At 42.9% G+C, this 12321-nt stretch carries 9 protein-coding genes; all 9 read right to left on the reverse strand.

Features of this window, described 5'->3' with window-relative positions:
• Positions 1–467: 467 nt before the first annotated feature.
• Complete coding sequence (locus D0T84_RS06215; protein ID WP_185155700.1) at positions 468–1700, reverse strand: DUF1080 domain-containing protein; 1233 nt, start codon at positions 1698–1700, stop codon at positions 468–470.
• 522 nt (positions 1701–2222) lie between these two features.
• Positions 2223–3044 carry an N-acetylmuramic acid 6-phosphate etherase gene (gene murQ, locus D0T84_RS06220; protein ID WP_163307017.1) on the reverse strand — a complete coding sequence of 274 codons (822 nt, stop codon included), beginning with the start codon at positions 3042–3044 and terminating at the stop codon, positions 2223–2225.
• An 18-nt stretch (positions 3045–3062) separates the two neighbouring features.
• On the reverse strand, positions 3063–3920 hold the full coding sequence (locus tag D0T84_RS06225; RefSeq protein WP_163307018.1) for a BadF/BadG/BcrA/BcrD ATPase family protein: 858 nt from the start codon (positions 3918–3920) through the stop codon (positions 3063–3065).
• Positions 3917–5086, reverse strand: coding sequence for an acyltransferase family protein (locus D0T84_RS06230; protein WP_163307019.1), 1170 nt, complete (start codon positions 5084–5086; stop codon positions 3917–3919). Before D0T84_RS06230 ends, D0T84_RS06225 begins: the two co-directional genes overlap by 4 nt.
• A 181-nt stretch (positions 5087–5267) precedes the next feature.
• On the reverse strand, positions 5268–6503 hold the full coding sequence (locus D0T84_RS06235; RefSeq protein WP_163307020.1) for an exo-beta-N-acetylmuramidase NamZ domain-containing protein: 1236 nt from the start codon (positions 6501–6503) through the stop codon (positions 5268–5270).
• Positions 6504–6522: 19 nt separating this feature from the next.
• A complete protein-coding gene (locus D0T84_RS06240; RefSeq protein ID WP_163307021.1) occupies positions 6523–8394 on the reverse strand; it encodes an MFS transporter in 1872 nt (623 codons plus the stop codon).
• An 81-nt stretch (positions 8395–8475) separates the two neighbouring features.
• Positions 8476–9771: a SpoIID/LytB domain-containing protein gene (locus D0T84_RS06245; protein WP_163307022.1), complete on the reverse strand. Its 1296-nt coding sequence runs from the start codon at positions 9769–9771 to the stop codon at positions 8476–8478.
• Positions 9756–10709, reverse strand: a complete 954-nt coding sequence (locus tag D0T84_RS06250) for a DUF4922 domain-containing protein (protein WP_163307023.1) — start codon at positions 10707–10709, stop codon at positions 9756–9758. Before D0T84_RS06250 ends, D0T84_RS06245 begins: the two co-directional genes overlap by 16 nt.
• A gap of 103 nt (positions 10710–10812) precedes the next feature.
• Positions 10813–12270 (reverse strand): glycosyltransferase family A protein, encoded by a 1458-nt coding sequence (locus tag D0T84_RS06255; RefSeq protein WP_163307024.1) that lies wholly within the window; start codon positions 12268–12270, stop codon positions 10813–10815.
• Between the last annotated feature and the right edge of the window lie 51 nt (positions 12271–12321).

Below are 12321 nucleotides of genomic sequence, written 5' to 3' on the forward strand. Positions count from 1 at the left end.
CGCTCAGATTTGCACAATCAGTTATATTCCAACTTAATAGATAGCATTTTGCCGTATTCTGCACCACCCAAAACAGGTAATGACTTGGTAACGGAAAGGCAACGAAAACAACTGTTTTTTGCGTTTTTCAGGTTAAGACAGTTTCGGACAACCTCTGCCTATAAGACTAAATATCAACGGGTTCATCCTTTTTCGCATTTAATCACTTTTTTGCAGAATTATGGTCTCAAAGGTATCAGTTTTTTACAATACACGCAACTTTTTAGTAGCTGGTAGTAATAAGATTTTAGGGCAGTTAATATGTGATTGGATCTCATAACTGTTCATAGTGCGATATAATAAGATAATTTTCCTGAAAGAACATAACAATATAAGAAGAAGCTGCCAGATACTTTTCAAAATAAGATGTCTCAAAAGCTTGCTCTTTTGAGAACAGGCTTTTGAGACATCGTTCATATATGACTTTATTACAGAGTCTTGAGCTTAAGGTTGCGCCACAATACCTTTATACCGCCGCCATCGTGTATCTGCAAAGCGATGCGGCCTTGTCCCGCGCCTATCTTTTCATCCTCGAAGTTGACCATTTCCTGTCCGTTGAGCCATGTTGTTACTTTGTCACCCTGAACCAGAATGCGCATAGTGTTCCAGTCGCCTACCTTGAGGAACTCCTCTTTCTCTTTAGGGACTTGGATTAGCCAGCCTCTGCCGTACGATTCGTAGATGCCGCCTGTGCCATGTCCTTTAGGGGCTACTTCTACCTGCCAGCCATTCACTTTCACACCTTCTTCGACGAATGAGCGGATGAATACGCCTGAGTTGCCGTCAGCTTCCTGCTTGAACTCTACAGTCAGGTCGAAGTTGTTATAGTACTCGCGTGTAGCCAGGTAGCCATATTGTTTATCCGGGCCGCTCTCACATACCAGAAGTCCGTCTTTTACATACCATTTTTCGGTACCATACGCATCCCAGCCTTTCAGGTCTGTTTCGTTAAAGAGGTTCACTTCTTTCGATTTGAAAGGCAGTTCCTTGATCTTTATATTGCGGAAGGATGCCGGATAGCCATGATCTTGAAGGCAAAGTACGCCTTTCTTTGCTAATCCGTATTCCGGAGAGTCTTTCCATTTACCATTCGCTTTACGTTCGAACCAGTCGTCAGACCAAGCTTCGAATTCTAGTATCTTTACACCGTTCAGCCAATGTTCTACGTGGCCGTTGTCAAATACAATCCTGGAGTTGTTCCATTCCCCCTGCGGATTGACCTTAATCTTAGCCGTATCAGGGATATACATTGCATAGTCAGCACCTAAGTCCTGCCATGCTTCCAGTTTTTCCGGGAAGTTGGGCGTGTCTATCAACTGGTACTCAGGGCCGGTAACATAAGGCACTTTATATTGAGGCCTTTCCACCACATGGTATAGCATACCGCTGTTTCCTCCTTTAGACAATTTCCAGTCCCACGATAGCTCAAAGTTCTCATACTGCTTATCGGTAACGATATAGCCGCTGGCATCGCTGCCGTCGCCTTTAGCCTGAATACATCCGTCAACTACATGCCAAGGCTCAGTCAGCGCAGTGCCGTTGTAGTCACGCCAGCCATTCAGGGTTTCTCCGTCAAATAAAAGTTGCCAACCTTCTTGCTTTTCCTTTTCGGTAAGGGTATTGGGCTTTTCCCCTTCACAGGCAGTAAAAGATACTGCCATAATCGAACACAATACCAATAAACTTTTGAGTGTTAGTTTTTTAATCGTGAACATCATATTTGATTTAGGTTTGTAAAAAAATAAAATTTATTGGCAAAGATAATGAAAAAGTTGTTATATATACCCCGGCAAAACTGTATTTATGTATGTTTTTAACATAGTAACTGTTTAAATTTTATACGAATATTTTATTATACCTTTTTCTTCGTTCATTTTTAGTCTGTTTTCGGCTGTTTTTTCCTTTCTCTCAACTCAAATAGCCCGCTATTATCGTTTCGAGGAAGAACCAACGGTCACAGGAGCGAAGCGTATGTAAAAAAAGCATCTCTAAAACATCTCTAAAAATTTGAACGAATAAAATTTAAATAGTTACTTAGAGTCTGTCTCAAAAGTAAAAAAAGAGTAATTGTCATTGCGGGATTGACCCCGCAATCCCCTCATAATCAAGGTTTACTTCTTGAGGGATTCCGTGTAAAGCACGGAATGACAGACTTTTGAGACAGCCTCTTCTGCTATTGAAATTTACGTATTGTCGGCTCTATATGCATCCACTGCTTTTTTTACTGAGCCATGTAATAGTAATAAACGGTTAGCTTGTTCATAATCGAGCCCTAATTCCTCCGATACCATACGTGTTCCCCTGTCCACCAGCTTGGCATTTGACAATTGCATGTTTACCATGCGGTTGCCTTTAACGCGTCCGAGCTTTATCATCGTTGAAGTGGTAATCATGTTCAGTATCATTTTCTGTCCTGTACCGGATTTCATACGCGAACTGCCTGTTACAAATTCCGGCCCTACTATCATTTCGATAGGTATTTCCGCTTCCTGCGCGATAGGCGAATCAGGATTACTTGATATGGATGCCGTGAGAATCCCATGCTTACGGGCTTGCCGCAACGCACCCACAACGTACGGCGTTGTTCCCGATGCGGCTATTCCTATAACCGTATCCTTTTCGTTTATATTATGTGCCTGCAATTCAGACCATCCTGCCTCCATGTTATCCTCCGCTTTTTCTACAGGGTTGCGCAGGGCAGTGTCGCCTCCGGCTATCAGTCCTATAACCAGTGTGTTTGGCATTCCGAATGTCGGAGGTATCTCGGAAGCGTCCAATACGCCCAGACGCCCGCTGGTGCCGGCACCCATATAGAAGATGCGCCCTCCTTGTTGCATCCGCGGTACTATCTGCGAAACGAGCTTTTCTATTTGTGGGATAGCCCTTTCTACAGCTAAAGCCACTTTCTTATCTTCATTATTGATGTCAGTCAAGAGCTCGAGTACCGATTTATCCTCAAGGTTATCGTATAATGAGGGTTGCTCGGTTATTTTTATAAAAGTCATAGTTTTTTATCTTTCTTTTCAGTTATGTATTGCCTGCCACTCGCCGGCATAATATTTAATCAGGCCTTCCATCGGGGATTGCGCTATGGTGCCTATCGTTATTCCTAAGTCGGTACCCACTTTCAGCAATATTTGCTTGTAATGGTATGCTACAGAACCGGTAAAATGTACCTCATTGTTTTTATAATCATACTGCATCACATTCTTTACAAAGAAATCCCTGAACGCGTTATATACTAAATCGTGGACTGTTTGGTCTTGCAGGTTACCGACTATAAACGGAGACAGGCTTGCCAGAAAACGGTTTGGCATAGGCTGTTTATATACCGTATCCAATATGATGTTGGGGTTTAAGTCGTACTCTTTCAGGAACTTTTCTTTCAGGCCCTTTGTCAATTGGTTTTTCAGGCACGCTCCCAGAAATAAACGGCCGAGTACAGCCCCGCTGCCTTCATCTCCCAGTATATAACCAAGAGGGGAAACGTTCTCCTTTATTTCTTCCCCGTCATAATAGCAGGAGTTTGACCCTGTTCCCAAAATACAGGCAATGCCCTTGCTTGTGCCGCACAGGCCTTTAGCCGCAGCCACCAGGTCGCTGCCTACCTCTATCAGCGGTGTATCTATGTGGTCTGCTATCGCATCTTTTATTATATTATTCTTTTCAGGTGAAGCGCATCCCGCCCCGAAGAAATACACGGCATCGATACTATATCCGTTCAGGATAGGTTTTATTACCTGCCTTATTTCTTCACTTATGTCCTCCCGTGTGCGAAAGAACGGATTTGCCCCTTTTGTAGAAATTTGTTTTATCTCTTTATTCCCATCTACCAAACGCCAATCGACCTTCGTAGAACCGCCATCTGCCAATAGTATCATATCTTTATATAGATTTTCTTTTTATACAATATATTTCCTATCACCCAATTGAACCCGACAAACAACAAAGCATATACCAGCGAACCGAAGTAATCGCCCAGATATGGTTGTAAGCAGATTTGATATATGAAATTTTTTACGTTGATAATATTTCCATCATATGTAAATTGAATATTAGCTAATAATACCGAAAACACACCCGCGGCTACATAAATAAATAATGGATTAACCCCGAACGACTCGAAAAATACGCTCCATTTTTTATGCCCTTTAATGTCTACGATCCATATCAGCAGCGCAAGTAACGTAGAGGCTAGCCCACATGTTGCCAAAACAAATGTAGGAGACCATATTTTCTTATTGATAGGACATCCGTAGCTAAGCAGGAATCCCAGAAACGCCATTATGGCGCCAATTATGAATAAACGCTGTATGCGCTCATTGTTGTCTTTGGTGGTCAATAAAACTTCTCCGCAACGAAACCCTATCAGTACATGGCATATAGCGGGGATGGTGCTTAGCAGCCCTTCGGGGTCGATTGCCAGTCCGCTGTCCTTGTACATGTGGTTGGTACCCAATATGGCCCTGTCCAGGATGGATATTATGTTGTTTTCGCTGAATTCGAACCCATTGCCGAAGATAAGCAGCAGAAAGTACCCGATCAGTGTAACCACTATGATATACGGGATATACTTATGTTTTACAAAGATAGCGATCAGGGCTGTAGCGCCGTAGGTGATAGCCAGACGTTGCATCACACCTAATATGCGTATACGTTCGAAATTGGTAATTGATCTTATAAACCGTTCGAAAAAGCCGATCTCTTCGCCCGACAGGCTGTTGAACGTGCGGAACGATAATGACAGCCAGCCTAATCCGAGCCCGATAAGGAAGATGACCACTGTCCTTTTCAATATCTTCAGTAAAGTGGGTTTGTTAAACTCAAAATTGAATTTACGGAGCGATATGTATGTGGATATTCCCATTATAAACATAAAAAACGGAAATACCAGATCGGTGGGGGTAAGGCCATTCCATGCCGCATGGCCTAATGGTTTGTACACATAACTCCACGAACCGGGATTGTTTACCATTATCATTCCGGCAATGGTAATACCCCTTAATATATCGAGAGATAATAGTCTGCTACTGGATTTCTGAGTCATAGTTTATAAGTTAATAAGTTCTGAGTTATCAATTTTTTCACTGTCAGTTATTAAAAAGTGACAAAAGTGACAGTTTTCCGACATTATTTTTATGTAACCTTTTTCTTTTATAATTTATTAATTATCTGTATTATATAGATAAATTTGAAAAAATAAAGTGACAGTTGTTTTTTGTTTCCGGTTATTTATACAAATAGTATTTTTTCGATATTTTCTTGAATGGTTCGGTTTCTTTATACCAGAAATCTTTTATATCGTCAAATTTGTTATTCTTTGCAAAAGTCAACCTTACGTAATCGCTTCCCGATACCTGGTCAAACATCCTGTAACGTTTGTCGTTCGCATTGTCAAACACGGCTTTGTCGGGGTACAGCCTGGCTACTTCCTGCATTACATAAAACTGTATCTCGGATAATCTCGCTTTTTCGTAATCCATAATATGTACCTGAACCCCTTCGAGTTGTTTTCCCTGACCTACCGAGTAGAACGGCTTCAGGTATATCGGCCTGAAATGTATTCCGGGAAGATTGAGCTGGTTCAGGCTCTTAGCCAGTTCGTCCGCCTTGATCCATTCGGTAGCGAACATCTGGAATGGTATTGTATAACCCACGCCGATAGACATATAGCCCAGTTCGCCCAGTATTCCCGATACGGGGTAGAAAACCGCCGATACAGGTTGTGGAATGTGAGGGGACGACGGTATCCATTGCAGCCCTGTTTGTTCGTAAGTCATTTTACGTTTCCAGTTTTTCATCTTTATAACTTGTAGTTTGCACTGCTTTTTCAGCATTTTTTCGCCATTTAACAGTAATGCCAGCTCGCCACTGGTAAGCCCATATATATAAGGTATTTTAAATTGGCTTACAAAGGAAACAAATTTTTCGTCAACAAGGCCACCTTCAACCTTTAAACCTCCTAAAGGGTTAGGCCTGTCCAGTACCATAAATTCTATATTATTCTCAGCTGCCGCTTCCATAGCCAGTCCCATAGTACTGATGTACGTGAAAGAACGGCATCCTATATCCTGAATATCATATACAAGCACATCGATGTCTTTGAGCATATCGGGAGTAGGTACTCTGGTCTTTCCATGCAGGGAATATACCGGAAGCCCTGTGTAGGGGTCTGTTTCATTCTTTACTTCATCTCCGGCATGGGCATCCCCGCGAACACCGTGCTCGGGAGCAAATAGTGCGACAAGCTTTACGTTCGGCGCTTCGTGCAGGATGTCGATAACCGACTTCATATTGCTATCCACCCCTGTAGGGTTGGTAATCAGGCCTACCCGTTTACCTTCCAGCTCTTTGAAGTTCTGCTCTTTCAGCACTTCTATGCCTGTTTTAGTTTTGACCTTCTGTGCACAGGAGTAGGCTGAAAATAAGCAAATTATTGAAAATATTATTACGGACTTTCTCATAATTGTTTCGTTTTAATTATTATTCTGCTTCTGTTTTTTCTTTCGCTTTTCCGTACTCAGGGTCAATCTTAAGTAGAGACACTGCGATAATAGGGACGATACAGCAGATCATTACCCATATAAAGAAGTGGTTGTATCCCAGCTGTTCCTGCAGCCATCCTGCAAACATGCCCGGAATCATCATACCCAGTGCCATAAATCCTGTACAGAAAGCATAATGGGCTGTCTTATGTTCTCCCTCCGAGAAGTATATCAGATACAACATGTAGGCGGTGAACCCAAATCCGTACCCGAACTGCTCAATGAATACACATATGTTTATAATCAGTAGGTTATCTGTTTGGGTAAAGCTCAGGTATAGGAATGTAGCGATAGTCAACAACATACTGAAGGTCATTGGCCACAACCATCTCCTCAAACCTCCCTTGGCAGCGACGAAGCCTCCTATAATGCCGCCCAGAGTCAGCCCGATAATACCTATTGTACCATATACAAGCCCTACCTCCCCTGTAGTCAGCCCCAGCCCGCCTATATCTTTCGAGTCGAGCAGGAACGGATTGATAAGCTTTAAGAGTTGCGCTTCGGAGAAACGGAATGTGAGCATGAAGAATATAGCTGCCGCTACCTGTGGTTTCTTGAAGAAAGAGATGAAGGTAACACCGAATTCCGCGAAGATGGATTTTGCCGTTATATGCGCGTGCGGTTTGTCCGAATCGGGTTTTGGCAACATTACCCTGTGGTAGAAACTGAAGAATATGAATAAACCTGCCAGTACAAAGAATGTAATAGACCACGCGAACGGTATATTCCCCGAAAGCCCTTTGTATTCGGCTGTACTAGCCATCGTTAGCTTCGGATCTATCTGGAAAACCAGATACGCGGGTTTGTTCCAGTTCGAACTGTTGAATGCAAGGCGTTCTCCATGCACGAGCGAGATGCTGTTGTCTCCCCGGTTCATAGAGGTGTTCAGTACCATCTCTTTGTCATTTTCAGGCTCTTTTGATAACCATACCGCCATCACCGCAATATTGCCTGTATGTTCCGATTTGGCTACATAGCGTTTTTCGCCGAAGGTTGTTTTTATCCAGTTACCCAGCGGCCTGGATACGTTTTTAGTCCATACGCTTTCGCTCTTTTCCGTAACACCTGCCTGATTTGTGTGTTCTTTGGCTACAAAACCATTGTTTTGGTTCAGTTCTACGACCTTCTTCAGAAATGCTTCAAGGCTGTCTTTATTTACCCCGTGAGTACCTATCTGTACCACTTCTTTGTCTGAAATAAAGTGTATTTCGCCTTCCTGTGCTGTAATATTTTGCACTTCGGGTATCAATAATGTAGACTGGGTATATTGAGGCGAAGCGTCTATATTTATCTTTACAGGTTCGCAACCGGATGTGCTTTCAAGAAATCCGGCAAGGATAATGAGTACTCCCTGCCCCATAATGGTAGCAACACGGTAAAACGTACTCCTGATACCTACATATTTTGCCTGCTGATTGGAGTTCAGACCCAACATATAAAACCCGTCGGCGGCAATGTCGTGGGTGGCCGAACTGAATGCCAGCAGCCAGAAAAATGCCAGCGTAGCCTGAAAGAAGAAGGGTAGGGGAATGGTGAACGCTATACCTGCGAATCCCGCGCCTATAAGTATCTGCATGGTGGTTATCCACCAGCGTTTTGTTTTCAGTAAATCTACGAACGGGCTCCAGAATGGTTTGATAACCCACGGCAGGTACAGCCAACTGGTGTATAGCGCTATATCTGTATTCGATATACCCATCCGTTTGTACATAATCACCGAAATAGTCATTACGGCAACATAAGGGAGGCCTTCTGCCAGGTAAAGGGACGGAATCCATGCCCACGGTGATCTCTGTGTATTATTTTTCATGCTAAGTTTTATTATGGCCTCCCCAAGCCCTCCAAAGGAGAAGCCCTGGCCTCCCCATAAGGGGAGGTTGGGAGGGGCTTTTTAATATAATTTTTCTATGGTTGCACCTACATAATAGTGTAAAAGTATACGGTCATACAAATACCCTTTTTCGCCCATTACAGCCGCGCCAATCTGGCAAAGGCCTACCCCGTGCCCCCAGCCTGCTCCGGAAAGTACAAATTTACCGTCTTTTTTGCTAATGATAAAAGCGGAACTGTATAAATGGGATTCGGATAAGGTACGGCGTATTTCCAGTTCTTTACCTATTATCATAGTTTTCTTTGAACCGATGATTTTCAATTTCGTTAACCGTCCCGAAGTCCCCCTTTGCACGGGAATAAGTTCCTGTATGGTACCGAAGTCGATTCCTGAACGCCTGTGGGCTAATTCGGATAATTCATCCTGAGTGTATGTTACCTGCCAGCGGTAAAAATCGGTTGTTTCCTGGTCATAGTTGTTCAATACCTGACCTAAAATGTTTTTATCCTGTGTGTTGCAGAACGCATCCGGCCTGGTTTTTATCCAGTCTATAGCTACTGCCTCCTGTGTGAGGTCGGGTATATCACCTATGTTTTCACTATCCCTTATTTTGACCAGATAAGGGAATTTTGTGTCTTCCCAGCAGTTCTGGAATTCTTCGGCAACGCCTCCGCAACATTTCGAAAAGCGGGCGTCACAGATTTTGTTCTCCGATTTTAATACCTGACCTCTGGTTTCGTCTATGGCCTGCCTTACAATGCCGATATTCGAATTTGCTCTGGTTATGCCCTGATAGCGCTGGCAATGGTCGTCGGCGCATACATCAAAGTTGATATGGTCTTCCCTGTCGTACCAGCGGACACGTTCCGTTTCTGTTTCGGTAAAAGTGTTATATTCTTCTTTTTGGGCGATAATCTCTTTATTCTTTTCTATCTGTGCCAGCAACCAGCTACGCGATATTACGGCATGAGCCTTTAATAGCTCTAATGAAGCGGTGGCACTCATTTCGGACGAGATAACGCTTGTCAGGTAATCTTCGACATTGAGGATGTTGACGGCGGCAATCATGCTATTTTCTACAATCAGTTTCAGCGCTCCCCTAAACTGCTGGTCTTCTTTACGTTCCCAGTGGAAATTGATACCGATTACCACATCCTTTATAATAAATGAAGCATCTTTATCCTGTGGCTCGAAATACAGTTCGTCATAAGTATTTCCATTCCATAGAATCTTCCCGTCAATGAATGAAACGGTGTTTACTCCGGGAACTGCCTGTCCCTGAAATAAATAATCTTGGTTCAGGATAAAGGAAATCCTGTTGTTCCACAAAATACCGACACTTACTTTTGGTTCCATCTGTTTTGTTTTATGCTGTCAACAATCAATTGCATCTTTTCGTCAGCGATGCATATTTCTTTTAGTATGCCCGTGATATCGTCCTTTGTTATCTTTTCAAAATCTTTTTCGAGGGGAGTGATAAATACACCTCCTAAATCCACAGAAGCGGGGCTGATCAGCAGGTTATCTTCTCCTTCGGCGAAGAAACACGCAGGACGGTGCTTTTCGCGTGGAAATATACAGCTATACCAGATACCGTTTTCGTACCACGTAAGTATATTCATCATCGGTTCTTTGTCATCTCCTTTTATTTCCAACAGGGGATACAGGCGGTTGAAGAAACTGACGGCCTCATCTTTGTCTGATGTTTCTATCAGGAAACAGTTCCTCAGATAGTTTCGCAATATGGATACGTTCAGTTTATCTTCTCTATATACGGTTTCTTTCGGCATATTGCCAATCTCATCCTCTATGGGGAGAAAGCCTTTTATTCCGGCCTGAAAATGGGCGTGGTCGGGAGCCGAGGCGCCGCATTTAGGCCCATTGTAAAACAGCGTATATTTATCCAGACATTTAGCTAAATCGAGCATATCCGTGTATTTGTCCAGAATAAGCTGGTCGGTATGCTGATAGAGCGGTATTGTAAAATGTTCAGGGAAAATAGGGTACGGGTTGACCAATACCTGATAGCGGTCGCCGAAAGGGATTCCTCTTTGTTCCTTCGGTAAATTATTGGGGCACAGGAAGCATTTTCTTTCTTGTATCGATTTGGCATCCACTTTAGCTGCAGACGACTGGATGCGGGCAGGGTTGAACTGAACTCTGACTACAAACCCGTTAAGCTGGAACTCTTTGGTCTTTACATTCCTGAGAGCTTCAAAATTTGTCTTTGCCAAACCCCATTCTTTCAGCTGCGATTGTAACAGGCTTTTTGCATTTTGTGACGTTAAATTCATATTCCTTACCTTTTTTTTAAGAACAAAAAATGAGGGTCTCTAATAATTCATGAGTAGTTTTATTGACCCTCATTTTTTCAAAATTTGCTTAACTATAATTTGCCTATTTGCTCATATTCAAAGCAATACGAGCTTCCACTTCCCATGTACGTATTCTATCTTTATATGTGTTGTGCGCATTCATTTTCACTATGTCGAGCGATGCGTCGGAGTTATCGTCCCAGCGGCGGCACAAGTACAGTACGTCATATATGCGCCCAATCTGGTATTCCCGCGAAAAATATAACCCTAAGGCATAATCTTCGCCATAACTTGTGTTCGGCACTTTTATCTCTCTCAGTACCGGTGTGTAGAACGCGCGCGGAGCACCCAGGCCGTTTATGCGAAGCGCGTTGTTGCGTCCGTTTTCGGGCGTCCATTCTTTATGGTCTATGATTCCCGGAGGAATCATCTTCATGTCAAAATCCGTTAGCATGTACGTTCCTACCACCATAGCACAGTTTTGCGCATAGAAGGCGTCTACTATTTTCTGTAATGTATTTTCGTCAGAATAGACATCATCACTATCCAGTTGTACAGCGAATTTTCCACATTCGGGATGATGTACCCCGGCATTCCAGCAACCGCCGATACCCAGTTCCTTGTTTTCGGGTATAACATGTACCAGGCGTTCGTCCGATGAGAATTTACCGATGGCCTCGGTGGTTCCGTCTGTAGAATAATTATCGACGACAATAAGGTTGAACTTGAAATTTGTTTTCTGGCTCAATACCGATTTTATAGCGTCCGATATTGTCCTGATACGGTTCCTTACAGGGATGATGACAGAAGCCTCATATTTGAAGTCGGCCTTGTCGAATTCTACTTTTTTGAATTGGGGAGCCAGATATGCACCTATTCTTTTCAGATGGTCGGTACATGCCTGTTCCATTTCTATTTGCATATCCCGGTTTTTAGGATCTACATAATCAAATATTTTTTCGCCGCTTTTGCGGGTGTCGTTTTCTATTTCAGAATAGAGATATTCGTTGATATGTACCAGTTCAGCTTCTTGTGAAACCTTCAACCGAAGGTCGTATAAGCCTGCAAATTTATATTCCGCATCCATTTTCGCCGCGGCCTTCTTTAGTTCCTTAGATTTGTAGATCAGTACTGAGCCAAAGTTGAAGTCGTCACGGAGGCTTCCTTTCTGATAGGCTATTACCGGATTGTTTTTCTTTTCATTGTTCGCTATCTGGTAATGGTCGGCATAAACCAATCCTGCACCGGAGTCTTTTGCTATCTGTAACATACGGTCTAAAGCAAACATTCCGAGGCGTAAATCAGCGGACTTGGTGTATATCAAGGTATACTCCGCATCAGCTTTCGATGCTATTTTCTTTATAGTAGCAGTAGAGCGCAGAGAATCAATGTCGATCGCTTCGCATCCGTCAACGCTTTCCTTGCATCCGCTGTCTGCCAGCAGGTATATTTTGTTTACGAGGGTTGATTCTCTCAGCGATGCTATAGTTTCTTTTACCTGGTTTGTACTTTGAAAAGGTATAAAACAATTTATTTTCATGTTGTATTTTGGTTTTTTCGGTTTTTTCGGTTTTTTCGGTTTATGATTTAT

The organism is Dysgonomonas sp. 521 (genome assembly GCF_010501055.1).
Classification (GTDB): Bacteria; Bacteroidota; Bacteroidia; order Bacteroidales; family Dysgonomonadaceae; genus Dysgonomonas.